This window comes from Pseudomonas sessilinigenes (assembly GCF_003850565.1).
Taxonomy (GTDB): domain Bacteria; phylum Pseudomonadota; class Gammaproteobacteria; order Pseudomonadales; family Pseudomonadaceae; genus Aquipseudomonas; species Aquipseudomonas sessilinigenes.
This window is the reverse complement of the sequence record NZ_CP027706.1, coordinates 2,540,305-2,565,750: the sequence shown is the minus strand read 5'-3', so window position 1 is coordinate 2,565,750 and position 25,446 is coordinate 2,540,305. Positions and strand designations below refer to the sequence as shown.

Annotated in this window: 27 protein-coding genes; 9 read left to right on the top strand and 18 right to left on the bottom strand. The window is 60.2% G+C overall.

Features of this window, described 5'->3' with window-relative positions; translation table 11 throughout:
* The first annotated feature begins 163 nt into the window (after positions 1-163).
* The gene (locus C4K39_RS12075) at positions 164-817 is read left to right on the top strand and encodes an SEL1-like repeat protein (protein ID WP_068584479.1); all 654 of its coding nucleotides are present in this window, start codon (positions 164-166) and stop codon (positions 815-817) included.
* A 9-nt stretch (positions 818-826) separates the two neighbouring features.
* On the opposite strand, the gene C4K39_RS12070 is transcribed toward C4K39_RS12075, so the two are convergent.
* The 8 genes from C4K39_RS12070 to C4K39_RS12035 all read right to left on the bottom strand — a co-directional run bounded on the left by C4K39_RS12070 (position 827) and on the right by C4K39_RS12035 (position 8,247).
* Entirely contained in the window at positions 827-1,762 is a 936-nt protein-coding gene (locus tag C4K39_RS12070) for a DMT family transporter (RefSeq protein ID WP_124346492.1), read from the bottom strand.
* Positions 1,763-2,251: 489 nt separating this feature from the next.
* Positions 2,252-3,211 carry an AraC family transcriptional regulator gene (locus tag C4K39_RS12065; RefSeq protein ID WP_124346491.1) on the bottom strand — a complete coding sequence of 320 codons (960 nt, stop codon included), beginning with the start codon at positions 3,209-3,211 and terminating at the stop codon, positions 2,252-2,254.
* 335 nt (positions 3,212-3,546) lie between these two features.
* Entirely contained in the window at positions 3,547-4,308 is a 762-nt protein-coding gene (locus C4K39_RS12060) for an SDR family NAD(P)-dependent oxidoreductase (RefSeq protein ID WP_124346490.1), read from the bottom strand.
* Positions 4,309-4,341: 33 nt separating this feature from the next.
* Positions 4,342-5,085 (bottom strand): SDR family oxidoreductase, encoded by a 744-nt coding sequence (locus C4K39_RS12055; protein WP_068584496.1) that lies wholly within the window; start codon positions 5,083-5,085, stop codon positions 4,342-4,344.
* Between the two features lie 10 nt (positions 5,086-5,095).
* Positions 5,096-5,779, bottom strand: coding sequence for a type 1 glutamine amidotransferase domain-containing protein (locus C4K39_RS12050; protein WP_124346489.1), 684 nt, complete (start codon positions 5,777-5,779; stop codon positions 5,096-5,098).
* Between the two features lie 64 nt (positions 5,780-5,843).
* Positions 5,844-6,287, bottom strand: a complete 444-nt coding sequence (locus C4K39_RS12045) for a cupin domain-containing protein (protein ID WP_053136081.1) — start codon at positions 6,285-6,287, stop codon at positions 5,844-5,846.
* A gap of 184 nt (positions 6,288-6,471) precedes the next feature.
* Complete coding sequence (locus C4K39_RS12040; RefSeq protein WP_068584502.1) at positions 6,472-7,362, bottom strand: alpha/beta hydrolase; 891 nt, start codon at positions 7,360-7,362, stop codon at positions 6,472-6,474.
* 12 nt (positions 7,363-7,374) lie between these two features.
* Positions 7,375-8,247 carry a phytanoyl-CoA dioxygenase family protein gene (locus C4K39_RS12035; protein WP_124346488.1) on the bottom strand — a complete coding sequence of 291 codons (873 nt, stop codon included), beginning with the start codon at positions 8,245-8,247 and terminating at the stop codon, positions 7,375-7,377.
* Positions 8,248-8,349: 102 nt separating this feature from the next.
* Here C4K39_RS12035 and eutH point away from each other — a divergent pair, with 102 nt between their 5' ends.
* The 5 genes from eutH (at position 8,350) to C4K39_RS12010 (ending at position 12,592) form a co-directional block, all read left to right on the top strand.
* Positions 8,350-8,619, top strand: coding sequence for an ethanolamine utilization protein EutH (gene eutH / locus C4K39_RS12030; RefSeq protein WP_124346487.1), 270 nt, complete (start codon positions 8,350-8,352; stop codon positions 8,617-8,619).
* A gap of 94 nt (positions 8,620-8,713) precedes the next feature.
* Positions 8,714-9,592, top strand: coding sequence for an NAD(P)-binding domain-containing protein (locus C4K39_RS12025; RefSeq protein WP_124346486.1), 879 nt, complete (start codon positions 8,714-8,716; stop codon positions 9,590-9,592).
* A gap of 366 nt (positions 9,593-9,958) precedes the next feature.
* Positions 9,959-10,171 carry a hypothetical protein gene (locus tag C4K39_RS12020; protein ID WP_068584509.1) on the top strand — a complete coding sequence of 71 codons (213 nt, stop codon included), beginning with the start codon at positions 9,959-9,961 and terminating at the stop codon, positions 10,169-10,171.
* A gap of 10 nt (positions 10,172-10,181) precedes the next feature.
* Positions 10,182-11,690 carry a cytosine permease gene (locus C4K39_RS12015; protein ID WP_124346485.1) on the top strand — a complete coding sequence of 503 codons (1,509 nt, stop codon included), beginning with the start codon at positions 10,182-10,184 and terminating at the stop codon, positions 11,688-11,690.
* 113 nt (positions 11,691-11,803) lie between these two features.
* Complete coding sequence (locus tag C4K39_RS12010; protein ID WP_124346484.1) at positions 11,804-12,592, top strand: acetoacetate decarboxylase family protein; 789 nt, start codon at positions 11,804-11,806, stop codon at positions 12,590-12,592.
* Positions 12,593-13,006: 414 nt separating this feature from the next.
* Here C4K39_RS12010 and C4K39_RS12005 read toward each other — a convergent pair whose 3' ends face one another.
* The 7 genes from C4K39_RS12005 to C4K39_RS11975 all read right to left on the bottom strand — a co-directional run bounded on the left by C4K39_RS12005 (position 13,007) and on the right by C4K39_RS11975 (position 19,867).
* Positions 13,007-14,344, bottom strand: a complete 1,338-nt coding sequence (locus tag C4K39_RS12005) for a DUF3422 family protein (protein ID WP_124346483.1) — start codon at positions 14,342-14,344, stop codon at positions 13,007-13,009.
* A 302-nt stretch (positions 14,345-14,646) separates the two neighbouring features.
* A complete protein-coding gene (frmR, locus tag C4K39_RS12000; protein WP_124346482.1) occupies positions 14,647-14,922 on the bottom strand; it encodes a formaldehyde-responsive transcriptional repressor FrmR in 276 nt (91 codons plus the stop codon).
* Between the two features lie 423 nt (positions 14,923-15,345).
* Positions 15,346-16,653: an NAD(P)/FAD-dependent oxidoreductase gene (locus tag C4K39_RS11995; protein ID WP_244935453.1), complete on the bottom strand. Its 1,308-nt coding sequence runs from the start codon at positions 16,651-16,653 to the stop codon at positions 15,346-15,348.
* A 16-nt stretch (positions 16,654-16,669) separates the two neighbouring features.
* Positions 16,670-17,503: an S-formylglutathione hydrolase gene (gene fghA / locus C4K39_RS11990; RefSeq protein WP_124346480.1), complete on the bottom strand. Its 834-nt coding sequence runs from the start codon at positions 17,501-17,503 to the stop codon at positions 16,670-16,672.
* A gap of 482 nt (positions 17,504-17,985) precedes the next feature.
* Entirely contained in the window at positions 17,986-18,384 is a 399-nt protein-coding gene (locus tag C4K39_RS11985) for a VOC family protein (protein ID WP_124346479.1), read from the bottom strand.
* 44 nt (positions 18,385-18,428) lie between these two features.
* Complete coding sequence (locus C4K39_RS11980; protein WP_124346478.1) at positions 18,429-19,538, bottom strand: S-(hydroxymethyl)glutathione dehydrogenase/class III alcohol dehydrogenase; 1,110 nt, start codon at positions 19,536-19,538, stop codon at positions 18,429-18,431.
* Between the two features lie 53 nt (positions 19,539-19,591).
* On the bottom strand, positions 19,592-19,867 hold the full coding sequence (locus C4K39_RS11975; protein WP_124346477.1) for a metal-sensing transcriptional repressor: 276 nt from the start codon (positions 19,865-19,867) through the stop codon (positions 19,592-19,594).
* Between the two features lie 709 nt (positions 19,868-20,576).
* Between C4K39_RS11975 and C4K39_RS11970 the strand changes: the two genes are divergently transcribed.
* Positions 20,577-21,374: an AraC family transcriptional regulator gene (locus C4K39_RS11970; protein WP_068584514.1), complete on the top strand. Its 798-nt coding sequence runs from the start codon at positions 20,577-20,579 to the stop codon at positions 21,372-21,374.
* Positions 21,375-21,391: 17 nt separating this feature from the next.
* Here C4K39_RS11970 and C4K39_RS11965 read toward each other — a convergent pair whose 3' ends face one another.
* Entirely contained in the window at positions 21,392-21,895 is a 504-nt protein-coding gene (locus tag C4K39_RS11965) for a P-loop nucleotide/nucleoside kinase family protein (RefSeq protein ID WP_124346476.1), read from the bottom strand.
* 43 nt (positions 21,896-21,938) lie between these two features.
* Positions 21,939-22,688, bottom strand: a complete 750-nt coding sequence (locus C4K39_RS11960) for an ArsR/SmtB family transcription factor (RefSeq protein WP_124346475.1) — start codon at positions 22,686-22,688, stop codon at positions 21,939-21,941.
* 81 nt (positions 22,689-22,769) lie between these two features.
* Between C4K39_RS11960 and C4K39_RS11955 the strand changes: the two genes are divergently transcribed.
* A complete protein-coding gene (locus C4K39_RS11955) occupies positions 22,770-23,888 on the top strand; it encodes a cytochrome P450 family protein (RefSeq protein ID WP_124346474.1) in 1,119 nt (372 codons plus the stop codon).
* Positions 23,889-23,982: 94 nt separating this feature from the next.
* On the top strand, positions 23,983-24,477 hold the full coding sequence (locus tag C4K39_RS11950) for a DUF1543 domain-containing protein (protein WP_124346473.1): 495 nt from the start codon (positions 23,983-23,985) through the stop codon (positions 24,475-24,477).
* Positions 24,478-24,492: 15 nt separating this feature from the next.
* Here the strand turns inward: C4K39_RS11950 and C4K39_RS11945 are convergent, their stop codons facing one another.
* Positions 24,493-25,440, bottom strand: coding sequence for a LysR substrate-binding domain-containing protein (locus C4K39_RS11945; RefSeq protein ID WP_124346472.1), 948 nt, complete (start codon positions 25,438-25,440; stop codon positions 24,493-24,495).
* Positions 25,441-25,446: the final 6 nt, after the last annotated feature.

Sequence of the window (25,446 nt, the reverse complement as noted above, 5' to 3'; positions counted from 1 at the left end):
ATACTGTTTTTATATACAGTAAAGAATTCGCCCTTGCCAGTTCAAGGGGGCCGGGGGGCTGGATCATGAAAAAATACCCCGGATAACCCGGACAAATCCCTCGCCAGATTCGCCAAAGCCCTTAAGATACGCGCCCCTCCCCGCCCCGAGAAAGGACTGCTCCATGCGCCACCCCGCCGCCTCCTGGTTATTGACCCTGATCCTGCTGCCCATCTGGCAGACCCAGGCCGCGACAACGCCCACGACCCCGGCCGAAGCGGTATCGAACAAGGTCCTGGCGCAGTCGCAATGGCAGGCCCAGGCCCAGCAATGCCCGGCGACGCTGATCCCGAAACGAGCGCAGGCAAGTCTCGACCGCGGCGACAACTGCAGCGAGGCCGAGCACATGGAAAGCTGCCTGCAACACTGCAAGGCCGGCGATGGCAATGACTGCTACTGGCTAGCCATCAACGTGCAAAAGGCCAAGGGCCCGGCCATGGGCTATGAGCCGCTGTTCCAGAGAGCCTGCAGCCTGGGCGTGATGTCCGGCTGCACCAACCGTGCGGCCGGGATGTTCGTGGCCAGCCCCGACGACGAGTCCGTGCGCCAGTGCGTAACCCAGACCTACGCCAAGGCCTGCGAGACGGACGACCCCTGGGCCTGCACCATGTACGGGTTCAACCTGAGCCAGGGCATTGGCACCCCGCCGGACAGCATCAAGGCCCTCAAGGTGCTGGACAGGTCCTGCAACAAGCACGGTCTCAAGGACCCGGCCTGCACCGCCGCCATCCAGCTCCAGCAGAAGATCCAGGACAAGCTCGCGGCGCCCAAGCCCTGAGGCCGCCATTCAGGACCCCATGGCTCGCCGCGGGCCATGGCCCAGGCGCTGGCGCAGCCATTCATAGCCGCTGACCAGCATGATGCCCGCCAGCACCAGCGCGGCGCCGAAGATGAAGCTCGGCTCCAGGGGCTCGTGCAGCAGCCACACGCCAAAACCGATGCCGAACAGCGGCGTCATGAACGACAGTACCCCCAGGCGCGAGGCCAGGTAGCGGCGCAGCAGGCCGAACCAGATCAGGAAGCTGGCAAAAGACACCACCAGCACCTGGAAGCTCAGGCTGGTGATGACCAGCGGGGTGAAGCGGATGGAGGCTTGCCCGGACAACCAGGCCGCCAATCCCAACCAGACGCAGGCACCCAGCAACTGGTACTGCAAGGTCCGGGTGGTGGGGCTCGAAGCCAGGCGTGAACAGCGCACCACCACCGTGGTCGCCCCCCAGGCGGCACCGCCCAGCAGGCCGAGGAAATCCCCCAGCAATGCATTGCCCCCGGCGCCCTGGGACGAAGGCCCGCTGAAGGCCACGACAATACCGGCGAACGCCACGCCGATCCCCAGCCATTGCATCGACTTGAGACGCTCGGCGGGTAGCCGCCAATGCAGGCCCAGGGCGGCGAAGATCGGCGCGGTATAAAGGAAGATCGCCATATGCGAAGCACTGGTATGACGCAGGCCCTCGCCCACCAGCAGGAACTCCAGGGCAAACAGCGCGCCCACCAGCAGGCCGGGGCGCCAGTGACCTTCACGCAGGCCCAGGCGCTCGCCGCGCCAGAGCATCAGCAGCCCCACCAGTAATGCAGCGCCAGCGGAACGCAGGGCAATCTGCATGATCGGCGCGATGTCCTGGGCGGTGGCCTTGAGCGCCACCTGTTGCAGGCCCCAGACGGCACACAGGCCGACCATCAGGCTGCAAGCCGTGGCATCGAGGGGTTGGCGTACAGCCATGACGGTTCCTTGGGTGGATGATTCAGGTGGGCTATTGTCCACCTGACAGAATTGCTAGATATAGCTGGCCTACGCCAACTCATAGCGAGTTAAAGACAACCGCATCAGAAATTTCCGGGAAGGGACTTCCAAGCAACGCCCTCAAGGAGCCGCTGTTTTCTATGGGGTTTGAATTAGCAGCAACGCGATGAAAAGACGGACAAGCCAAGGTCGAACCCAGCGTCGAGGTGATGGCTGGCACCAGGCAGGCTTGCAGACACGGCTCCCCCCCAAGTAGCAGAGAATGTTGATAAAGCTGCGCCGGAAAGAAATCAATTCCTCACTAGCAAACCCAAATCACCACAGGCAAACACTTGCAGCGTCCTGAAGGACGCGCCTTGAGCGTTCAAATCTGCTGTGCGACTGATTCCACTGAACTCAAGTGTTAGCCAGGATCAGGCGCTGCTTCACCCCGGCTCGGCACTCCCAGCAGTACTGGCTTGGCCTCTTTCAATGAGGCACTCGGTTCGCTACTCGCCCTACCGTCTGAGAAGGCAGCTCGCCGAAGAAGTCTTGATAGTACTTGGAGAAGCGCCCCAAGTGACTGAACCCGGCGTCCAGGGCGGCGCCTTGGATCTTGTCGTGTGGCGACAACAGCATCAACTTGCGAGCGACATTCAACCGCACCGTCCGAACATAGTTGGATGGTGACATGCCCATGACCGACTCGAAACTATATTGAAGCGTGCGGCGACTCACCTTCAGGTAATTGCACATCTCCAAGACCCCAAATTCCTCATTGGAGAAATTGTCGAACAGGAGTTCACAACTTCTATCAACAATGTATGCACGGGTACTAGGCGGCAACACCCGAAGCACACCATCGGCTTCGCTCAGTGCGATTTCCTGTATGGAGCCCATCAAACGCTTGGTACTGGCTTGGCACACCTCACCTGGAGGGCTATCGACAAAGTTCTGCAGAACAGTCTTTTGGAAGTCCAGAACCGATCCATGGGAAGGCGTGATGAACGTCTCGAATACCCCCTTGAGAGACTTGATCTTTGCCCCCTCGGTGATGTGCTCCAAGAAAAAGTCTCTATCCAGCGTGACGATATAGGCACAAATCATGCTTTTCGAAATGGCATGAATAGGCTTGCCGGAGGAAACATGAAAACTTCCAGAGTTTACGTATCTTCCATTAATGAGAATATCGCTATCGCCCTGAATGTTAATAAGCATGATTTTATCGGACGGTACATATCCAATCTGTTCCACCAAAGGGGTGTTAATTATTTCCTTGGTGACGCGCACCCGCTTATCCAACTGGATATCAGACAGCATGCCGTGAAACTTGGACTTCTTCTCCAACTGGTGATATCGGTTGTCGAGCCATTGGTCAAGGCCATTGGCATGCTCGCAAACATCGTTGGAGACAGAAAATCGAACAGCATTGGTATCGGCGGAACTCATGATCGTTTACATCCACACGGGGGGAGCTAGTACATCAAGAGCAAGGAGCGTGCCGACAAGAGCCAAAAAACCCTTAATTTTCATAAAGTAAAGTCAAACGCCCGTAGATCCGACAAAAGTCTTGAACACAGGCTTTGACAAGCGTGTTTTTTTTAAAAAAACAATAAAAAGACCAACCAGAAATAACGATTCGAAATAATCAGACTTGAACAGGAGCACTACCCTAGTGCACACATGCTCAAGCGTGAGGCGCCATCAGAACGCTGTTACTAAGGTGTTACCGTTGTCCACAAAAAAGGGTGCACAGGGCACCCTTCACCGAGATCGTACGAAACCTATCCGAAGTGGCCTGCCGTAACACCACCATCAAGTGCGTAGATCATACCGTTGGTGTAGGCCGCATCTTCAGAAGACAAATGCTCAATGACCTTCCCAACTTCTTCCGGAGCAGCGAAGCGACCAAGAGGAACTTCTTTCATGTAGGAGCGTTTTTCCTTCTCCGGATCAGCCGCCTCAGCGAACAACCGATCCATCATTTGGGTCTGCACGAACCCCGGGCAGACTGCATTAGAACGAATTCCAAACTTCCCGTAGTCCAGTGCCAAACAACGAACCAAACCAATGACTCCATGTTTGGACGCACAATATGCTGCGTAGCCCGAAGCCCCGCGAACACCCGCATCGGAGCTGACGGCAACGAAGCTTCCCCCCTTGAGTTCCATGAAGACTTGCATGGCACTCTTGGCCAGAAGGTAAGTGCCTGTGAGGTTGACGGAGATCTGCAGATCCCAATCACTGCGTGGCATCTCATCGATCCGGCCCGTACGAGCCACACCGGCACAGGAAACAACTGCCGATAACCACCCGAAACGCTCTTTGGCATGGGCGATCAAAGCCCTGACCTCGGATTCGTTCGCGACATCGACGGCACGAAAATCGAACACTCCACCGATAGCCTTGATCTGCTCGGCCGTGTGTTCCATCCCGGCCAGGTCCCGGTCAGCGCCCACAACGGTGTAACCGCGTTGGGCAAATACCCGCGCTGTAGCCTGCCCGATACCGGAAGCTGCCCCTGTGATGACGGCTACGTTTTTCATGATGTGCTCCACTACTTGCTCAGTGACCAGGACTTACTGCGCGAGGAAGCCGCCATCGATGACAAATTCAGCGCCGGTAGCGAACTTCGATTCGTCCGAGGCGAGGAACAGTGCCATGTTGGCGATATCCATCGGTTCCCCCAAGTGACCAATCGGATGGAGCCTGGCCAAGCGAGCCAGTTCCGCCGGGTCATCCCCTACCATCGGGGTTTTGATGTAGCCCGGGTGGATGCTGTTGACCCTGACCTTGTAGCCTTTGCGCCCGGCGTGCAGCGCGGCGGATTTCGTCAAGTTGCGAACGCCAGCCTTGCCGGCGCTGTAGGCGGCATAGGTATCGATACCAACGATGCCCTCGATCGAAGACAGGTTGATGATCGATCCGCCGCGCGTCTTCAAGGCCTTCATGCCGTGCTTGGTGCCGAAGAAGGTGCCATTGAGGTTGACATCGAGCTCGCGCTTCCAGTCCTCGAAACTCATGTCTTCAACGTTGCCGGGAACGGCAATGCCAGCACTGTTCATCACCACATCAACCTGGCCAAACCGGGCCTGCGACTGCTCGAATAGCTCGACCCAGTTGGACTCGTTGCGCACGTCGAGCCGAACGAACATGGCTTCACTCCCTGCGGCAACGATCTCATCAATCAGGGCGCTGGCGGCCTGCTCGTTGATATCCCCCAACACGAGCTTGGCACCCTCCTGGGCAAAGCGAAGAGCGGTAGCCCTTCCAAGACCTGAGCATGCTCCGGAGATAACAGCGACTTTTCCTTCAAGGCGCATGGCAGGCTCCTTACTTCTTGCTGATCTGGGCCAGGACTTTCTGCGCGACGGCTGCCGACGAGGCCGGGTTCTGCCCCGTAATGACCAAGCCATCTTGCACTGAGTGTTCGGTCCAATCCGATGCTTTGGTGTAGAGCGCACCGAGCGCCTTGAGGTCGGTCTCCACCAGATAGGGAACGTGTTCGACCATCGCCACCGCCGCCTCTTCGCTGTCGCTGAAAGCGGTCACGTTGAGGCCCTTGACGAGCGGACTGCCGTCAACTTTTTTGACCTCAAGCAGCGCGCAACCGGCATGGCAGATGGTGGCGACAGGCTTGCCTGCGCCCAGCAACGACTCGATCAAGCGAATCGACGCCTGGTCATGACGCAGATCCCAGAGCGGGCCATGGCCGCCTGGATAGATCGCAGCGGCAATGGCTGCGGGGCTTAGGCTGGACAGTTCGGTGGTGCTTTCCAAGGCCTGGTGCAACTGAGCATCCTTGGCGAAGCGAGCGTAAACCTCACTGTCTTTGAGAGCCTCGATCGATGCTGGATCGATAGGCGCATGACCGCCCTTGGGCGTTGCCAGGAGCGTTGGCTGGCCAGCGTCTTTCACCGCGTAATAGGGAACCAGGAACTCTTCGAGCCACAGGCCAGTGCTACGACCGGTGTCACCGAGTACAGCGTGGGAGGTCAGGATGAATACGACGCTCATGTTTCAGCCTCAAGCAGTGGAAAAATGACAGGAACAAGGGTGAGCCATGCCCACCCTTGTCGGCTTAGTGGATCTGCTCGCTCCACAATTTCTGGGCGTCGTAGCAGGTCTGGTTGAGCTGCGAGCCGTCCTTGAGCAGCCAACTGATTGGCCCAACCATTTGCAGGATGAATGTGGTGTCGGCCAGCATTTTGGTCTCTTCGTGCTCGGCACCGGTAGCCTCGTACAGGTAGCCGTCCTTGATGCACAGCGCGCCGCCATTTTCAGGACCACCACGCAGTTCCAGGATGCCGTCGAAGACATAACCTTCTGCTGGGCCGTGATGGATGTGAGGTGCCAGGATCGAACCATTCGGGCAGAAGAACATGACCGTCCAGATACCGAATTCCGGCGCCACGTTCAGCAGCTTCCATTTAACGCCACCGGAGTGGAATTGCTCGGGAAAGTCCTGCCATTGGACTTCGTTGACTTGGACGTATGCGTCTTTGGGTTTCTGGACTTGCATCATCGGGACTCGCTCAGGTCGTACATTGAATTTCTTATGGCCAAAAGCTAACACCCACCTTTGCGGCCCCCTATCCGGTTTTGGCAACCAATCACCGGCGGCGCAATGTTCTTTCCTGGGAGCAATAAGACGCCGGCAGCATCTTCATAACGCTGCCGGCCAACCAGAGGATTGGGTGAACGATGGATCACAGGTGCTTCGCGAACCACTCGATCGCGTACTGGGAAGACTGGTCGAAGCCCGAGAGATAGGGGTCGAAATGACCACCCTCCAGCAGCTCCAGATGCTTGGGCTGCAGTGCTTGTTCATAGGCTTTCAACGCGAGGTCGGTCACCGTCAGCGCGTCCCGCTTGGCCACCAGCATCAGCAAGGGCGTCGGACTGATCCGGTCGATCACGCTGCCTGGTTCGTACTCATTGAGCATCTCGACACTGCGCAGGGTGACTTCATTGCGCCAAGCGGGCGCCCTCTGCTTCTGGCTGCCGACAAAGAAGTCATAGGCATCTTGGCCGGGCAGCGCGCAATCACTTTTCGGATCTTCATTGACCACTTCAAGCATCACAGGCCCAGCGCCCTGATACCTGGCCGCACGATCTTCCTCGAAAGCAGCAAACAGGCCAGGCAGGAGGTCAGGCCGGATGGCCAAGCGCAGGTCCATGGAGCCGCTGATGTCTGGAACCTGGGCCACCACGCATTTCACACGCCGGTCGTAAGCCGCCACTTGCAGCACGTGGCCACCGCTGTAGCTCGATCCCCACACGCCGATACGCAAAGGGTCTACCTGCGCGAGCGTGGCCGCGAAGGTCATCGCATCACGGTAGTCGCGCACTTGCAGGACGGGATCGACTTCCTGGCGAGGCAGCCCCTCGCTGGCACCGAAGTTGCGGTTGTCATAGATCAGCACCGCGAAACCAGCATCGGCGAAGGCTTCGCCATATTTGTCCAGGTACTGCTCCTTGACCGCCGAGAAGCCGTGCGCCATCACGATGGTCGGCGAACGGCCGCGGGTACCTGGACTGAATAGCCAGCCCGCCAGGGTCAGGCCATCCTGTGTCTTGAACGCAATATCAGTGCGCATCTGGGGGGCTCCTTAAAGGATGTCTACAGCTTTGGTGTTCAGGACATCCGAGGCCACCAGGTAGTTGGGGTCACGCATTTCAACCCAGCCACAGAACGGAGGATTGGTGCTCCACCCCAGCAGGCGCTGGATACGCCCTGGGTACTCGCGTACCCGATCACGTGGCACTGCGATGTAGGCGTTCTCCTCCTGGCGCAGATAACCGAGCACCAGGGTGGTTGCGATCGCCGTTCGGGGCCGATCCACAGTCGTGTTCTGACCGCCACCGTGGTAAGTCGAGCCCAGATAGATCAAGCCGTCGCCAGGATTCATCTGCGCCGGAACCGACTCTTCATAGGTTGGAGCCCGGTCATCGTCCCACTTGTGGCTACCAGGAATGACGCGAGTAGCCCCGTTGGCTTCGCTGTACTCGCTCAGTGCGTAGAGCACCTGGACTTGGCTGTCCGGGCCAGGGTGGCGGCGGTGGTGGGCAATATCGTCGCGATGCAAAGGCTGCAACCCCTGTCCCGGCATGATCATGATTGCCTGGGTCAGCGATACCTGCAGCGTTGGGATCGCCTCGTATTGGGTGTCGTTCAGCCAGTACTTGAACGGCTTGCACAGCAGGCGTTCGGCAGCGCCATAGAAGTGCGGCTGGGTGATCAATTCCTGCATGTGCCTTGAGCGATTGAACAACCCCGATATTCGTCGCGTCTGGTTGCCTACGAAATACCCTTCTCCGGTAGGTGTCATGTCCAACTCGGCCCGCAGGTCTGCCCAAAGACCGTCGAGGGTGGATGTGTGCAACATGTTCTCGACGATGCAACCACCGTCGCGCTCAAAGCACTCCAGCACGTCATCAATGGTCGCCGTGTTGGGCAACTTCGTCAGGCCTTTCTTGCTCATGGGGAAACTCCGGGAGAAATCTGATTTCGATCCCGTTATACAAGTCCCTCCTCGGAGCCCTTAGCCAGAATCGGCAACCCACGACCGCACAGCACTGGACTGATGAAAACGTTGCTGCGCATTCCAGGCATGGGCCCTCGCAACAAGGTGCCTAGCAATGCCTATAGCTGCTGTGGTGCTTGGGTATTGGGTGATGCACTGGCCTTGATCGCGAACTTGCAGCCCGCGCTCACCGGGCCATTGATACGGGGAAACATTTTTGCCGTGGTGGTCGGCCAACGGGGGCGTTTCATTCAAGCAAACGAAAAAACAGGCCCAGGCGCCATTTCAGCGTTGCCGATATTGGCTAGGGGGTACCGCCAGCCGCTCTGATAATCGGCTTGTAACTCGACGATTGAAACCAGGCACACAATGCTTTGTTCGAGGTCGGGACGGGCCAAAACCTTACTAATCAGAGACTAATAAAATGAATAAGACAGTCACCGTCATCGGTACCGGCCTGATGGGCTCCGCTTTCGCCAACACCCTGCTCAAGGCCGGCACAAAAGTGACGGTCTGGGATGGTCGCCCATCCGCCGCTGCCGGTGTCGTGGCCAATGGAGCTACCCTGGCCTCCTCGTTCGCCGATGCCGTCAACGCAAGTGATGTCGTGCTGTCCATCATCAGCAGCGCATCGGGCGGCGTCGCCCTGTTCCGGGAACACGCCAGCAAGCTCGACCTGAACAATCGTTTCGTGATCAACCTGAGCACTGCCATGCCTGAAGATGGCGAACAGTTCCGCTCGGCCGTGGAAGGCAACGGCGGCAAGTTCATCAACGGCGCCATAACCTCTTATCCGGATCTGATCGGCGGCCCGTACACCATCGTCCAATACTCCGGTAATCCTGACATCTGGAGGCAGGTCGAGCAGACCATGAAGCCGGTTGCCCCGGAAGGCACCCTCTATACCGGTGAGGACCTCGCCGTCCCATGCACCGTCGACGCCGCCATGACCGGCAGTTTCTACGCAGTGGCCTTGGCCGGGTTCCTGGAGGCCGCCGCCTACGCCAAGACCCACGGCGTCGACGCCATCCAGTTGGGGGACTTCGCTGACAAGTGCATCGATCTCCTGCGTTACAAGGTCAAGAAGAGCATCAAGGAAATCGAGTCCAACGACTTCAGCACCATCCAGGCCACCGTGGACGTCTACCTGGACGCCGTAGTCCAGTGGCGCGATGCCCTCCGTGCCTGTGGCCTGCGCGCAAGCCTGATCGGCGCGGTGGCCGATGACCTGGCCGAGACTCAAAAAGCGGGCCATGGCGGCCTGGGCTTCTGCGCTCAGTACCTGACGGCCAAGAACCAGTAGAACGCATTGCTGAAGCCCCGGTGCGTGCGACCCAGCCATACCGGGGCTTCTTTCTGCCCAGGCGACAGACTGGCGACGCCCACCTCAGCGCAACCACAGGCAAACACCCAGGCCACAGTGGGTTTAACCGAGGTTGCCAATTTCGGATATAGGACTGATCAAGGCGAGAGTAGCCTGGTTTCCAGGGCCGGATCCGAGCATTCAACGCCCCTGCCCTAAACTTGAAAGCTGTACACAGCAAAGATAGGACTTTGCGTGTGAGGGATGATTGAAGGCACTCGCCTATCGAGCTTCCACTGAGTTTTCTGCCTCTCTATAACAAACATTACTGGCATACCTCCAAGAGCTGCCTAGAAGAGGGTCAAAATGAGCAAAATCGAAGTCGACGCTAGCTCAGGGATGATGCTGACCAGCCAAAGCTTGAACCAGGACCTGGTTCGCCAACTGAATGCTTTGGCCACTGAAGAACACACCTCCTCCGATTGCTGGAGACCGGCTCGCCCGATGATTGTCGAATCCACCGTCTGGATTCTGATAGCAGCGATCCTCTGGCTCGGCACCTTGATGATCGTCGCGTAGGAGGCCCGCCATGACCCCATCCAGTATCGAGTTCAAAAGCCATGTCGAGCAGGAGGCTCTTGCAGGACGCCTTCCCGTGCTTGCCCGTGACCGCGTCTACAAGACCTATGGCTCATTCCTTTGGACATGCTGTGCATTCAGTGCAGCAACCTGGGCCTTCCTGATCGGGAGTTACCTCCCCTACGTTGGCGACTGGCGCCTGGGTGTGATGGGCTACGTCATCGGTCTCATGATCGGTATGGCCATTGTCACACTCGCCTCCGGCGTACCCAGCCACAAATACGGTACCGATGTGATCGACAATGCCAAGGCATCCTTTGGCTATCGAGGGATTGTCGTGCCCCTATTCGGTCTGCTCGCCACCTTGGTTGGCTGGTCGTATGTCGTTGAAGCGCTCACTGCCCGCGGCGCAGCGAACATTGCCGCGACCATGACAGGAACCGAAGTGACCGGGACCTCCCACGAACACCTGGTCATTGGTGTTGCCTTGGCAGCACTGGTACTGGTCTGGTTGATTGCAAGCAAAGGGCCCAAGCTGTTCGAGCGGCTGAATGGCTACATCGGCCCTCTGCACATGTTCATCACCTTGGTGATGCTGGGCATCCTGATCCACAAGTTCGGCCTGCAGCACCTCTGGACGACACAACTGCCTGCCGACCAGATGCTGAGCAAGGACCCGGTTCAGGGATTTGCCCTGGCGGTTGAGTTCGGTGTCTCGAACTCGATGACCTGGTGGCCCGTCATGGGCGGCCTGACTCGCCTCGTAGCCAAGCGCAAGCACGTGGTTGGCCCATCCGTGGTGGGCGTCGGTGTCCTGGGGGCGGCGTTTGTCTCGACCGTTGCCGCCTTGGCAGCCATCAGTGCCGGTACCTATGACCCCACGATCTGGATGATTGCCGTAGGTGGCCCAGTCTTCGGCTCCATCGTCATGGCGATCGTGCTGACGGCAAACATCGCGACCATGGTGGTCATGATCTACCTGGCCGGAGTGTCGGTGCAGCAGATCAAGTTCTTCGCCCGACTGAAGTGGGAGTTCCTCCTGGCCTTGCTGTTGCTCCCAGGCGTCTACTTCGCATTCAAAACCCAGTGGTTGCTCTCGGTGGTGATGAGCTGGCTTTCGTACAACGGCGTCATGTTCGTCGGCATCACCGGCATTACCCTGGTCGACTATTTCGTGCTTCGTCGCGAGCAGATCGATGTCACCAGCCTCTTCGCACACAAGGGTGGCAAGTACGAGTTCTGGAACGGGGTGAACTGGATAGCGGTCATCGTCACTGTCGCCTCGACCTTCGGTTACCTGTGGCTCTACAACCCGGTCACTGTCGCCATGGCTGAACCCTTCCGCTACCTGGGGGCATCGCTGCCGGTGATCCTGCTCTCGGGGGCAGCCTACTACCTCTGCGTTCGCCTGCTCATCTGGCCACTGCGCAAAGGCGACTACCAGGCGACCTCGGGCGTCATCAGTCGACCGAGCCTGGTCAGCCAGCGGGAGGCCGGCACCGTTGCCGTAAGCCTCTGAAGCAACCTTGAGGGGAGTTCGAACTCCCCTCTTCTCCCACCAGCCACGTTGCTAGTTCGCGCCATTCCTGACGCATGTTTTTTATCGCCCGTCGAAAAACAAGGAGAAACCCCATGGGATTCGTTAAAACTGCCGAAGAAGTCAAAGAAATCCAGAAGCTCCTCGCCGATGGCAAGTTCACCACCGAAGGGGTGACGGTCGAGTTGCAGACCACTCCCGAGTTCGTGCGCAGCGTCCTTGCTCCCTGCTTCGAACCGGGCGACACGCCGACCGCCTACGTGAACATCTCGAAGTGGCAAAGCGCGATGTGCGGCGAGTTCGACTGTGCCATCGTGTTCCTCAAGTGCCGCTACAAAGAGCACGAAGGCACCACTATGCTGTGGATCATCGTCAGCGGCGACATGCCCGTGGCCATCGGCCGTGAGATGTGGGGGGAGCCGAAGAAAACCGGCACCACCCAGATCTACATGGACGGTCACCAGTTCTATGGCTTTGCTGAGCGCAACGGCCAACGCCTGATCGAGGTCAGCGCTGAGTTCGGTGAAGACCTGGGCCCGGTGAGCTACGAAGGCCTGGACTTCGAGCTGAAGGCCAGCCCCCATGTGAAAGGCATCGGCCTGCAGGATAAAGTGATCCTCACCTGCATGAAGAACATGGAAAACTACCGCATTCGCCGTGAAGGCACCGCCACACTGAAACTGACCGGTAACGAACTCGACCCGCTGGACAGCATCCCGGTGGTCTCGGTCGGCAAGGCCTGCTACTCCCAGGGCGAATCGTCGTGGGTTGTCCCATGGTTCGACACCCTGGAGAACCCCGACGCCTACGTGCCATTTATCTATGGCCAGAAGTTCGACGACTTCCGCATGTTCCACAAGGCCAAGCGCTTCGTGAAAGAGTGAGGCTCCGGCAACCGCATCCGAACTGTTTGGCAGGTTTGTTTCTGGTTCAGCGGTTATAAGTCTGAAGCCGACACTACAAGCCAGTGTCGGCTTTAGATCCCCGAAGCGAATGAAGCGATAATGAAAATCGGGAAATTTATACAATCGACCCTAAGCCGTCATAAATCCCCATAAAAAGAACAGTTGAACGTTCGACTAGGCCTTGACCACTGTCAGTCTATTTTTCTTGAGCGGTGACCAAGCCCCTGTCCCTACTTCGTCGGTAGCCAGGGCGACGACGAACGTATCCGGCACTGGGCCATTCTCACTGCCAAGCTGATAGTTGAAGGCCCAGCAAGCTGGGCCTCTACGCGGTAAGGTGAGGTTTCGCAGGGGATAGTCACTGAGTCTTGATCAGCCCTTGAGCCAATCAATTCAAGAAGCCTTGTCTTCCCCTGCCGGGTCACCATGGGCATGCCTGATTCGCCGGACAGTCCACCAGATAGCCAGAACGACCACAGGTACCAGGCCAGCGACCACCAGTTCGGGCGCAACCTTGTCGTGTACGCCAGGAATACCTTTGAGCAGATACGCCAGTAGGCTGACAACGTAATAGGAGATGGCTGCGACCGACAAACCCTCGACGGTTTGCTGCAGGCGCAGTTGCAGCTTGGCACGGTTGTTCATTGACTCCAGGAGATCCCGGTTCTGGCGCTCTAGCTCAACGTCGATCCACGACCGCAGCAATGCAATGGCACGCGTCAGCTTGTCGGAAAGCTTGGCCTGGCGCTCCTTGACCGACTGACAAGTGCGCATCGCCGGGGCAATGCGCCGATTCAGGAAGTCGCGCCAGGTGCAGTAGCCCGCGACGGACTCCTCCGCCAGTGCATGTAGCCGCTCCTCGACGATCTCGTAGTAGGCCCGGCTGGCACCGAAACGATAGAGGTTCGCCGCCACACCGGCCTCCAGCTCCGCCGCCAGCGAGGTAAGTTCACCCAGCAAGACATCGTTGTCCCGGCGTGCGCCTTTTCCGGTGCGCATCTCGTCAGTGATGACGGCAAGCTGCGACTCCATGCGCCGTAGGTCCACAGCCATCGAACGTGTCATCGGCAGCGCTAGCAATGCCAGGGTTCGGTAGGTCTCGATCTCCAGCAAGCGCTGGACAAGCGCCCCAGCCCGGGCCTGGGTCAGGCCACGGTCAAGAACAAGTATGTTCGTCAGGCCATTCGCGTCCTGCCGGAAGTCAGTCACAATGGCGGCCGTACCGTTCTCCACCACCGAATAGCAGAGGCTGACCGGGTCGAAACGATCAACCTCCTGTTCGGTCGTCTCGGTCCATGGCAACACATTCAGTCGAATACCGGACATGACTGGGCCTGGCGGGACGAAGCCACGCTTGAAGGGATTCTCTCCACAGGGAGCTCCCGTCTCTGGATCGAGCACAGCGCTCCACAGATAGGTCGAGAACTCTGTGTGCTTTTCGCAGTGCAAGTCACCTTCTTCCCAAGCCAAGCCGTGAAGGCGCGACAAGTTGTCGGTTTCTGCAATACCAAAGCGCCGAGACAGCTCGGTCAGCGCCGCTTGATCCTTGGCGGGGTCGCCCTCTGTCATGAAGGCCAATTGCAACAAGCCCCTTGGTGCCTGGATGAGCAGGTGCGGACCTGCATGCACTTCGTCCACGGCCAGAGCGCGGTCGGCATGGGCAGGCATTCCGTACACCGCCGCAAGAGCAGTGGTTCCAGGAGGGGTATCGCAGAGGAGCGGCGGTTTCATGACGGCCTCATGTCTCATAGGTTGAAGGATAACGTGCTTCGCACTTGGCCCCAGGCATGACCAAGGGCAGGTGGCACAAGCACAGCAACACACGCGGCCACTCCCTGAGGTTAGGCAGGAAGAAAACCGCGCTGTGGATTCAATGCCTGTTGCCGCGTCGTTAAAACCAGGCGAGCCGATTCGTCTCAGTGCAACGAATTCAAATGGCGAGAACAGAAAAAAGATGACAGGTCGTTCTCACCCTGCGTCGTGTCTTCCACGCCTGGAAATGTGCGCCCTCAACTCTCCGAAAACAGCTATGGCTATCGGAGATAGGACCGCACGATGGAGATCGTGTCGTCGATCGTCTGCCTCTGCGTGTCACTGCGATCCTCGGAGTGCGGGAACTCTTCTCGCAGATAGCTTTCCAGGATCGCCGCCATCAAACCGTTCACTGCGCCTCGGACGGCCGCCAACTGCTGAAGAATTGCAGCACATTCGGCACCATCATCAAGCGCTTGCTCAAGGGCGCCCACCTGGCCTTTGATACGTCGCACACGGGTCAGTGCTTGTTTTTTCTCGCGAGGGTTGTGGGGCATCGAACACCTTCAAGGGTTACGTGCAGGAATCATACTATACTCCCGTGCAGTATAAATCGTGCAACTGGTTGAAATTCGTCACTCAGAACGAGCGTCATCCATGCTAGTCGAATTTCCCCTCGAAACGCATCAACGTATCCAGTTGTTGACGAACAAGCTCCACTCACCGCTCGCCCCTTATCTCTATCCGACGTTGCCGGACGCGACAATCTTCGGCAGTTTGCCGAGGCATACTGCGAAATTGAACACGCGCCTCTCCCTCCACTGACCCCGACCAAGGAAATATTCAGGACCTACGAGGCCAGAGGTGATCACCGGGCACCTCATTCCGAGCGTTTTCTGTGTTTGAAGGCGGCCAGAGGACGCAAGAATGTTTGAGTGTCGAGATTGAGCAGCTTTAGAGAACGATGAGCGCGCAGGCTATCAATCCATCGAAACGGGCTTGTACGGTGCCTGCCGGACAGATTCACTGGGCCGCATGATCAGGCGCGAGCCACGATAACCGACGCTGTGATTCCATACCCAGCTCAGCGCGACACTCAGTCGATTGCGCACGCCAATCAGGAAGTAGATGTGCGCCAGTTTCCAGATCCACCAAGCGATTGCCCCGCGCAACCTGATACGCCCCATGTCAATAACTGCCAGGCTGCGACCGATGGTGGCAAGGTTGCCCTGGTGCTTGTACTTGAAAGGCTCATCAACGCTTTTGCCTTTCAACCGACGCTTGACCAGATTGGCCACATACTTGCCTTGCTGCTTGGCGGCAGGCGCAATCCCCGGCACGTACTTGCCATTGGGCATCGCTGACGCTGCGGTATCTCCGATCACAAAGATCTCTGGCCGCCTCGGCACGCTCAGGTCCGGCGTTACCAACACTCTCCCGGCACGATCCGACTCAGCGTTCAACCAACGAGCCGCTGGCGAAGCCTGTACCCCGGCCGCCCAGACAATGGTCCTGGCTGCCAACTGTTTGCCTGCGACGATCACCCCCTCGCTGGAGCAATCGGTCACAGGAGCCCCGAGCGCGACCTCCACCCCGAGCTTTTCCAGCGCTCGCCGGGTGTATTCCGAGAGTTTCTCTGGAAACACGGGAAGCAGACGAGTGCCGGCCTCGATAAGCACAACGCGTGTAGTGCGAGGATCGATGGATCTAAAATCACGTGCCAACGTGTCTTTCGCCAGTTCGGCGATAGTCCCCGCCAACTCGACGCCCGTCGGCCCGCCACCAATGATCACGAATGTCTGCAGTGCAGTGCGTTCCGCCGGATTGGTGGAGCGCTCGGCTTGCTCGAACGCGCCGAGAATCCGCCCGCGTATCGTGGTTGCGTCCTCAAGGGTCTTCAGGCCTGGGGCATGGGGCTCCCACTCGTCGCGACCGAAGTAGGCATGGGTCGCCCCCGTCGCCAGCACCAGCGTGTCGTAGCCGACGGTCGAGCCGTTATCGAGAATGACTTGCCGCGCATCGGCATCCACACCCTGCACTTCCGCCATGAGCGTCTGCACATTCTGACGATTACGGAACAAGTGGCGAATTGGCCAAGCGATTTCAGAGGTCGAAAGCGACGCACCGGCTACCTGATACAACAAGGGCTGGAACAGATGGTAGTTACGGCGATCGATGATCGTGATATCGACATCGGCTCCGGAGAATCCGTTGACAACGTCCAACCCACCGAAACCTGCACCAACGACAACAACATGATGCCGTTTGTCAGTAGTCTTTTTCATCATCAGGGCTCCTCAGTATTCAGCGATTCAACGCAGCCGCGTGATGGGCCATGTGTTCGCCCAGGTAGGTCGAAATAAAGTAGTAGCTATGGTCATGACCGGGCCGCAGATTGAGGGTCAACGGGTGTCCCGCCTGTTCACAGGCGGCCCGCAGCAGCTCCGGTCGTAGTTGCTGCTCAAGAAACTCGTCGCTCAACCCTTGATCGACCAGCAACGGCAAGCGTTCCTGCGCCGAACCGATCAGCTCGACGGTGTCGTACTGTTTCCAGCGATCATGGTTCTTCTCGCCTAGATAGGCCGCCAGGGCCTTCTGACCCCAGGGCACTTGCGTGGGGGCCACAATCGGCGAAAACGCAGAAACACTGGCGTAGCGACCGGGGTTACGAAGAGCAATGACCAAGGCGCCATGGCCTCCCATGGAGTGCCCGCTGATGCTGCGCCTTGACGATGCAGGGAAGTTCGCCTCAATCAGCGAGGGGAGTTCGTCCACCACATAGGAATACATCTGATAGTGATTGCTCCACGGCAACTCCGTGGCGTTCACATAAAAACCTGCCCCTTGACCCAAGTCGTAGGCCGCATCGTCGGCGACGCTCTCCCCGCGGGGGCTGGTATCGGGGGCGACGACAATGATCCCCTGCCGTGCGGCATAACGCTGTACCGCCGCCTTGGTGATGAAGTTCTGCTCGGTGCAGGTCAGCCCAGAGAGCCAGTACAGAACCGGGCAATCTTGATGCTCGGCCTGGGGAGGAAGATAGATACCGAACTTCATCGTGCAGCCAAGCACAGTCGACTCATGCTGATAAACGTCCTGCCAACCCTCGAAGCTGGCGCGATGTTCAATGCGTTCCATGGATGTTCTCCAGTTCTCAAAGAAGCAGTGCCCAGCCGCCTTGCAAGACGACTCGTCGTCCCGATCAAGACCACCTTGCGCACCACCAAGCAGGTTTCCAGTGTTGCCACTGGCATGAGGATCGCTGCTACAAACCCAGGCGCCACCCCACCACAAAGGCCAGATGACGTCTTCGATGTAAAAGCAATGAAATATGCAACCCAGTGAACCGTTACCGTGAGGACCTTATAGTCGACGCCGTCCACTGGCCTGCGTTGAATGCTGTGTTTCTGTCATCAAGTGGCGAACGCTCAATCCAGGGGCGTTCACCGATAGCCCTTTGCCGTGAAGGCGAGACACAACGCGCTGCACCTGGCGTGGGCTAAAAGTGCCGCGAACGGCACGGCCTGAAGGGCATGCCAACAACGTTCGCGGCCAAGGTGGAAGATGAGATCGTCGTGACGGAACCACTCCTTTCAAGACGACCCCTTGCCTCTCAGGTTTCAGACAAACGCGTAGGCGCAGACCTTGTTACCGGCCGGGTCACGCAGGTAGGCCGCATAGGCACCCGGCAGGTGGCCACGTGGACCAGGTTGACCTTCGTCGGTACCGCCGGCGGCGAGACCTGCAGCGTGGAACGCATCCACCTCTGCAGGGGTGGCGGCGGCGAAGCCTACCGTCACACCATTGCTGGTAGGTGCTGCACCATTGCCCGGACGAGCGATGATGAAAGCAGGCTTGTCGCGACCGTACAGCACCCAATCGTTACCGAATGGACCCAGGTTCTTGATGCCAAGGGCACCCAGAGCGGCGTCGTAGAACGCGGATGACTTCTGGATATCGGCGGCACCGAAGAAGACGTGGGAGAAGATGTCGTTACCGGAAATTACTGGAGTAGCCATTAAAGTGTTTCCTTGAATTTGAGTGTTGAACGATCAGGTAGTGATCAGTAGTGAATAACGGTGCGAATCGACTTGCCTTCGTGCATCAGGTCGAACGCATCGTTGATGTCATCGAGCCCCATGGTGTGGGTGACGAAGGGCGCCAGGTCGATCTCGCCTTTCATCGCGTCTTCCACCATGCCTGGAAGTTGGGTACGCCCCTTGACGCCGCCAAAAGCGGAGCCTTTCCAGGTCCGGCCAGTGACCAACTGGAACGGACGGGTCGAGATTTCCTTGCCGGCACCGGCAACGCCGATGACGATCGATTGCCCCCAGCCGCGGTGGGCGGCCTCGAGCGCCGAACGCATGACATTGACGTTACCGATACATTCGAAGGTGTGGTCGACACCCCAGCCGGTCATTTCGATGAGCACTTCGTGAATCGGCTTTTCGTAGTCCTTGGGGTTGATGCACTCCGTAGCACCGAAGTTGCGAGCCAGCTCGAACTTCGCCGGGTTGGTATCGATGGCGATGATGCGGCCCGCCTTGGCTTGACGTGCGCCTTGGATGGCAGCAAGACCGATACCGCCGAGGCCGAACACCGCCACCGAGTCACCCGGCTGTACCTTGGCCGTGTTGTGCACCGCACCGATACCGGTGGTCACGCCACAACCCAGCAGGCAGACATGTTCCGGATTGGCATCCGGGTTGATCTTGGCCAGCGACACCTCGGCAACGACGGTGTATTCACTGAAGGTCGAGCAACCCATGTAGTGGAACAGCGGCTGGCCGTTGTACGAGAAACGGGTCGTGCCATCAGGCATCAGGCCTTTGCCTTGAGTGGCGCGCACGGATACGCACAGGTTGGTCTTGCCCGACTTGCAGAACAGGCACTCGCCACACTCAGCGGTGTACAGCGGGATAACATGATCCCCTGGTTTCACACTCGTAACGCCTTCACCCACCTCAACAACAATGCCCGCGCCTTCATGACCCAGCACGACCGGGAAGAGGCCCTCAGGATCATCGCCCGACAGAGTGAACGCATCGGTGTGGCAGACCCCGGTGTGGGTAATCCTGACAAGCACTTCACCCTTGCGTGGTGGCTCAACGTCAATCTCGACGATTTCGAGTGGTTTTCCTGGCCCGAAGGCAACAGCTGCACGTGATTTCATAATTTCACTTCCTTATCTAAGTGAGTCTCCGGAACCAATCCGCCTGGGCTTAGCTACCGGAGATACGACCGAACGATGGAGATGCTTTCGTCAATGGAGTGTCTCTGCGAGTCGCTCTTCGCTCCTCTGTCAGGAAACTCCTCCCGTAGATGGCTTTCCAGAACGGTCGCCATCAGACCGTTGATCGCGCCACGCACTGCTGCCAGCTGCTGCAGAACCGCGACACATGTCGGATCCGACTCTAAATCCTGCTCCAGAGCAGTGATCTGCCCGCTAATGACTCTAGCTCGGCCAAGAGCCCTCTCCTTCTCTCCAGGGCAACGGGGCACTGGCACTCTCCCTTTACCGTTGAAGTGAAAATACTATACCCCCCTATAGTATAAATAGGAAAGCGAAATTATTTATTTGCCTATGCATCGTGCCTCCTGCTCAGTGCCAGCACGCCTTTTTCAGCACCAGGAAACAACAGTAAATCTCTAGCCAGCAGCCCCCGTACGAGCAGGAGACTCTCGCTAAAAGCGTGTGATCCATACGTCGGAAAATTGGCTTCTCCTGGGCGGGGTTCAGATGTAGCAGACGAAGAAACTGCCGGCCCTTTAGCGTTCGCCAGTGTGGACGACGCGTCGAGGGTGGCCTTGGAAAGTCAGGTACAAGCCCATGGTTCCAAAGATGAAGACAAACACCTGGCGGCCAGCCAACAAACTTGGTCCCCGACTTCGGCTGGCGACTCAAGCCACATGATCCAGACCAACGGTGACGATACCTTTGCGGGCACCGGTAAGTAGCGCGACGAGAGTGCGAAGCTTCGTCGCCTAGATCAGCAGTTATCGCAGGTCACCAGGGAACGTGATGCACTAAAAAAGCGCTCGCCGCTTTCTCGCAGTCCACGAAGTGAAGTTCCGGTTCCAAACGGCAGCAAGACGAACGGACAGGCCCCTGACCACCGCCTTTTCTGGCACCACCTCCGTCTATGAATCTGATGGGTCGTGTAGGATTCGCACCTCCTCTCTTTTGCTTGTCCACCCACCGGTGCCTGCCATGCCCAAAGCCGCGCAACACTTGCACCTGCCACCGTTCAGCCAGGACCTGCCGGCGCCAGTGTTCTTTCGCACAGCCAACCTGCCCGCACACGCCACCTACCCCCGGCATAGCCATGCCTGGGGCGAGTTCGTCTATGCCTACAGCGGGGTGATGGAGATCGAGCTGGACGACCACCATTACCTGGCGCCGCCGCAGTACGGCATCTGGTTGCCACCGAATGTCGAGCATGTGGGATTCAACCACCAGGAGGCCTGCCACTGCTCGCTGTACCTGAGCCCGGAGCTGTGCGGTGCCCTGCCCGCGCGGCACTGTGCCCTGAGCCTCAGCCCGCTGGTGCTGGCGCTGCTGGACGACCTGCGCCAGGACCCGCCCGGCCTGCCGCAAAGCCCGGAACAGCAGCGCTTGCTGCAAGTGCTGGTGGACAAGCTCGGCCAGGCGTCCTGCGCCGGCAGCTACCTGCCCTCCTCCGATGATCCGCTGCTGGGCCCGGTGCTGCACATGCTCAAGGCCAACCCCGGGGACCCGCGTTCCCTGGCGGAACTGGCCCATGCCGCCAATACCAGCGAGCGCACCCTGGTGCGCCGCAGCCAGAAGGAGTTGGGCATGTCGCTGCTCGAATGGCGCCAGCGGCTCAAGGTGGTCCAGGCCCTGGCCTTACTGGAACGCGGCCAGACCGTGGAGACCATCGGCCTGGACCTGGGCTACAGCAGCGCCTCGGCCTTCATCAGCATGTTCCGGCGGATGATGGGCACCACCCCGGACGAATACCGCCGGCAGTGTATGGGCCGGGGCTGAGCCCCACCACTTTTGCTTCAGCGGGCCGGCGCGGACAACTGCGCGAGAATCCGCTGTACCGCTTGCTCCGGTGCCAGCCGCGCAGTGTCCAGCACCAGTCGCGGTCGGTCCCAGGCCTGGTAGTCGTGGGCCAGTACCGATTGCCAGCTTGGGGGCGAAAGACCCGGGACATCCGCGCACCGGCCCTCGACCCGGCGTCGGTGCTGGTCGTGGTCGGAACACACCACTTCGATTTCCAGCAGGTCGACCTCCAGTTTGCGCGCCAGGGTTTGCCAGGCCGCGCGGCTCTCGGCCACCGGGTTGACGCAATCGGCCAGCACCCGGTTGCCCAGGGCCAGGTTGGCCTCGGCCAGTTGCAACGCAATCTGATAACCCGCACTGCCGACGTCCGCCAGGCCGGCATCACGCAGGCCCTGTTCGATACTGTCGATGCGCAGGTAGGTGGCCCCCAGGCGTGGGGCCAGGGTGCGGGCGATGGTGGTCTTGCCAGTGCCAGGCAAACCGCCGAACACGATGAGCATGGGGCGCTTCTCCTGGTTAGGGGTACAAATCGTCATGTGCCGTTCAGCCGCCGAGGCCCTGCTGCTCCAGGCAGGCCGAGGCCGAGAGCGGCCGGGCCGGCTGGATCAGCACCATGCCGAAACGCTTGCTGATGGCTCGCGCACCGGTGCTGGTCAACGCCAGGGCACGGCTGTCCAGGTCGCGAACCAGCCATTTGCGCTGCACCAGGGCTTGCAGCAAGGCCGCGCCCAAAGCGCCGCCCAGGTGCGGACGACGCACGCTCCAGTCCAGGCAACCGCAGGCGAAACGCCGACGCAGGCCGGCCAGCGCCGCGACATCGATGTCCAGCCCACGGAAGAATTCACTCCCGCTGGCGCTGACCCGGTAGCCCTCCCCATCCACCAACAGCCAGCCGGCCTCGAACAAGCGGTCGTGCAACTGCACGCCCAAAGTGCCCGCCAGGTGGTCGTAGCAGGTCCGGGCGAACTGCAGGCGATCCGGCGTGCGCGGGGTGAAGGTGCCGATATCGCCCTGGCCGATCACCATCAGGGTCTCCAGGGCCTGTGCCACCAAGGGGTCGGCCAGGCAGTAGTAGCGGTGCCGTCCCTGGACCTGCACCCGCACCAGGCCCGCGTCCTTGAGCTTGGCCAGGTGCACGCTGGCCGTGGAGGTACTGACCTCGGCGATGGCCGCAAGCTCGGTGCTGGTACGCGCATGGCCATCCATCAAGGCGCACAGCATGCGGGTCCGGGCCGGTTCGGCGATGGCCGCGGCGACCAGGGATACGCCACGGTCGGGGTGTTCGACATTCATATTTCGCTCTCCGACGAATCATGCCTTCGAGCGACTGAGGATAGTGACAACCCGAATGCTTGCCAAACATAGAGATCAATCATGGACCTGATCAGCATCCACAGCCATTCCAACCCCTACCAGCGGTACTACGCCCCGGTGCGTGCCCTGGGCGGATTGACCTACGACTCCACGCTCGGCTTGTGGATCGCCAGCAGCGCCGCGGCGGTAGCGGCAGTCCTCGAGCACCCGGCCTGTCGCGTGCGGCCAGCCCACGAACCCGTGCCGGTGGCGCTGACCGATGGGCCCGCTGGAGCGCTCTTCGCCCGCCTGATGCGGATGAACGACGGTCCGCGCCACGCCTGCCCGCGCACGGCCATTGAACCGGGCTTGCGGGCCATGGCCGAGTTGGATCTGCAGGCCTGCCTGGGCCACGGTTACCCGAGGCTGGATACACCCACCGACGCCGCCGGGCTGCGCCACTGGCAATTCCAGCTGCCGGTGGCGATGGTCGCCGGCTCGCTCGGCGTGGCCATCGCCCAACAATCCGAGATCGCCCAGCGCACGGGCGAGCTGGTGGCCGGGCTCTCACCCCTGGGCGATGCCTCCCAGCGCCAGGTCGCCCATCAGGCAGCGCACTACCTGGACCAGCAGATGCACGCCCTGCTGCACGCCGATGCTGCCGGGCCGCTGCTGCAAGCGATCCGGCAACAGCAAGGGAGCCTGGACCCGGCAGACCTGCGGGCCAACCTGGTGGGTTTGCTGATCCAGGCCCATGACGCCTGTGCCGGGCTGTTCGGCAATGCCCTGCTGGCCTTGCTCGACCAACCGGCGCTGGCCCAGCGCCTGCACCACGACCCGGCGCAGCTCGGCACCTGGTTGCGCCAACAACAGAAGCTCGATCCAGCGGTGCACAACACTCGGCGCTTCGTGGCCGAGCCCTGCACCCTGGCCGGGGTGCCACTGCAGGCCGGCGACACGGTGCTGGTGCTGCTGGCCGCGGCCAACCACGACCCGGCCCTGCCCCCGGACCAGGACTTGAGTTTCGGCGCCGGCCGCCACCAGTGCCCCGGCCGGGACCTGGCGCTGAACATCGTCGCCAGCCTGCTCCAGGCCCTGCTGGGCACGCCAGCCCTGGCCGAGCTGCGGCTACGCTGGCACTACCTGCCGTCCCTCAATGGTCGTATCCCATGGTTCAACGATGCATCGCCGCCCCACTGAACCAGGCCCCCTTGGCAGCGCCCCGGGCTTGCGGTAAAACCTGCGGCCCACGCGGTGCCCGGCACCCCGACCGATCCCGGAACAAGGAACGCCCATGCTGTTTGTAGTGATGCTGGGGGGCAAGCACCCCCAGGCGAAGATCGAGGTCCACGACGTCCAGTTCGTGGTGGCCGACTCCCTGGAAGCGGCCTACCCGCAACTGCGCGAGGGCTGGTTCGGCAGCCCCGCCGGCCTGCATATCGACTCATGGATGCAGGTCGATGGCGTCGAACACTACAAGCTCGAACTCAGCCCCCTGGCCCCCGCAGCCGGCGCACCCCGGCTGTTCTTCATCAACCTGGGCGGCTACGAGAGCGCCACCTTCGGCGAGGCCCATCGCTACTTGCTGGTGGTTGCCTCGGACAAGCAGCAAGCCAAGGCCAAGGGCAAGCAGCAGATGCTCGCCCATTGGCACAAGGCCCATACCGATGCCCTGCTGGATGTCGACGACTGCCTGCCGATCGACCTGTTGCAAGGACGCTACGTGCACCTGGTGCCAGGCCCGCACCAGGGCATAACGCAGCACAATGACTACATCATCCTCGGCTAGGCCGGTAGCGGCGGCCTAGGCTCGCGGCGCACCGGGCACGAGATAGTCCAGGACCAGGTCGTCGATCGGCACCACCCGCTCCAGCAGGTACTGGCGCAAGCGGGCGATCCGCTCCTGCTGGGGACTGCCGCGCAACCACACCAGGTAGTAACCGTCTCCCGAGGCCACCGCCCGGGGGAACGGCACCCCAACCCGACCACACCGAATGTCCTCGGCCACCAGGTGCAGGTCGCCCACCGACAGCCCGTGCCCGGCCATGGCGGCGGAAATCGCCTGGTCCAGGGTGTCGAAGACCGTACCCCGGTCCAGCCGCAGCGCCTGTGCCAAGCCCTGCTCCGGCTGGGCCTGCAGCCAGCGGCGCCAGTCGCGGCGATCCGCCGAGGGGTGGATCAGCTCGGCCCGCGCCAGGCGCTCCAGGGTCCAGGCCGGCGCATCCGCAGGTTGCGGCGCACCGATGGGGATCAGCCACTCGTCGAACAGCTTGCAAGCCTCGACCCCGGCCCCGAAGTGGCCATTACCCAACAGGATCGCGCAGTCGTAGGGCTCGGCATGCAGGTCCGCATGATCGAAATCCATCCACACGCTGGCCAGTTGCACCGGCAGTTCCGGGCAGTCGCCCTTGAATTGCTCCAGTACCCGCAGCAGCCAGCGCATGGTCAGGGTCGAAGGCGCTTTCAGGCGCAACTGGCCGCTGTTGGCGCGCAGGGGCAGGCAGGCGTCCTCGATGATCCGAAAGCCGCTCTTGAGCTCCCGGGCCAGGCGCTGGCCGACTTCGGTGAGCACCAGCCGCGGCCCATGACGCTCGAACAGGCGGCAGCCGAACTGGCTCTCCAGGGTACGGATATGCCGGCTGATGGCGCTCTGGGTCAGGGACAGCTCCTCTGCCGCACGGGTGAAGGAGCTGGAACGAGCGGCCACTTCGAACGCACGCAAGGCATAGAGCGGCGGCAGGGACTCGACCATCGACGG

Excerpts from the sequence above, each read along its gene's own strand:
- C4K39_RS12075 (WP_068584479.1), top strand. The coding sequence starts at position 164 with ATGCGCCACCCCGCCGCCTCCTGGTTATTGACCCTGATCCTGCTGCCC.
- C4K39_RS12070 (WP_124346492.1), bottom strand. The coding sequence starts at position 1,762 with ATGGCTGTACGCCAACCCCTCGATGCCACGGCTTGCAGCCTGATGGTC.
- C4K39_RS12065 (WP_124346491.1), bottom strand. The coding sequence starts at position 3,211 with ATGAGTTCCGCCGATACCAATGCTGTTCGATTTTCTGTCTCCAACGAT.
- C4K39_RS12060 (WP_124346490.1), bottom strand. The coding sequence starts at position 4,308 with ATGAAAAACGTAGCCGTCATCACAGGGGCAGCTTCCGGTATCGGGCAG.
- C4K39_RS12055 (WP_068584496.1), bottom strand. The coding sequence starts at position 5,085 with ATGCGCCTTGAAGGAAAAGTCGCTGTTATCTCCGGAGCATGCTCAGGT.
- C4K39_RS12050 (WP_124346489.1), bottom strand. The coding sequence starts at position 5,779 with ATGAGCGTCGTATTCATCCTGACCTCCCACGCTGTACTCGGTGACACC.
- C4K39_RS12045 (WP_053136081.1), bottom strand. The coding sequence starts at position 6,287 with ATGATGCAAGTCCAGAAACCCAAAGACGCATACGTCCAAGTCAACGAA.
- C4K39_RS12040 (WP_068584502.1), bottom strand. The coding sequence starts at position 7,362 with ATGCGCACTGATATTGCGTTCAAGACACAGGATGGCCTGACCCTGGCG.
- C4K39_RS12035 (WP_124346488.1), bottom strand. The coding sequence starts at position 8,247 with ATGAGCAAGAAAGGCCTGACGAAGTTGCCCAACACGGCGACCATTGAT.
- eutH (WP_124346487.1), top strand. The coding sequence starts at position 8,350 with ATGAAAACGTTGCTGCGCATTCCAGGCATGGGCCCTCGCAACAAGGTG.
- C4K39_RS12025 (WP_124346486.1), top strand. The coding sequence starts at position 8,714 with ATGAATAAGACAGTCACCGTCATCGGTACCGGCCTGATGGGCTCCGCT.
- C4K39_RS12020 (WP_068584509.1), top strand. The coding sequence starts at position 9,959 with ATGAGCAAAATCGAAGTCGACGCTAGCTCAGGGATGATGCTGACCAGC.
- C4K39_RS12015 (WP_124346485.1), top strand. The coding sequence starts at position 10,182 with ATGACCCCATCCAGTATCGAGTTCAAAAGCCATGTCGAGCAGGAGGCT.
- C4K39_RS12010 (WP_124346484.1), top strand. The coding sequence starts at position 11,804 with ATGGGATTCGTTAAAACTGCCGAAGAAGTCAAAGAAATCCAGAAGCTC.
- C4K39_RS12005 (WP_124346483.1), bottom strand. The coding sequence starts at position 14,344 with ATGAAACCGCCGCTCCTCTGCGATACCCCTCCTGGAACCACTGCTCTT.
- frmR (WP_124346482.1), bottom strand. The coding sequence starts at position 14,922 with ATGCCCCACAACCCTCGCGAGAAAAAACAAGCACTGACCCGTGTGCGA.
- C4K39_RS11995 (WP_244935453.1), bottom strand. The coding sequence starts at position 16,653 with ATGATGAAAAAGACTACTGACAAACGGCATCATGTTGTTGTCGTTGGT.
- fghA (WP_124346480.1), bottom strand. The coding sequence starts at position 17,503 with ATGGAACGCATTGAACATCGCGCCAGCTTCGAGGGTTGGCAGGACGTT.
- C4K39_RS11985 (WP_124346479.1), bottom strand. The coding sequence starts at position 18,384 with ATGGCTACTCCAGTAATTTCCGGTAACGACATCTTCTCCCACGTCTTC.
- C4K39_RS11980 (WP_124346478.1), bottom strand. The coding sequence starts at position 19,538 with ATGAAATCACGTGCAGCTGTTGCCTTCGGGCCAGGAAAACCACTCGAA.
- C4K39_RS11970 (WP_068584514.1), top strand. The coding sequence starts at position 20,577 with ATGCCCAAAGCCGCGCAACACTTGCACCTGCCACCGTTCAGCCAGGAC.
- C4K39_RS11965 (WP_124346476.1), bottom strand. The coding sequence starts at position 21,895 with ATGCTCATCGTGTTCGGCGGTTTGCCTGGCACTGGCAAGACCACCATC.
- C4K39_RS11960 (WP_124346475.1), bottom strand. The coding sequence starts at position 22,688 with ATGAATGTCGAACACCCCGACCGTGGCGTATCCCTGGTCGCCGCGGCC.
- C4K39_RS11955 (WP_124346474.1), top strand. The coding sequence starts at position 22,770 with ATGGACCTGATCAGCATCCACAGCCATTCCAACCCCTACCAGCGGTAC.
- C4K39_RS11950 (WP_124346473.1), top strand. The coding sequence starts at position 23,983 with ATGCTGTTTGTAGTGATGCTGGGGGGCAAGCACCCCCAGGCGAAGATC.
- C4K39_RS11945 (WP_124346472.1), bottom strand. The coding sequence starts at position 25,440 with ATGGTCGAGTCCCTGCCGCCGCTCTATGCCTTGCGTGCGTTCGAAGTG.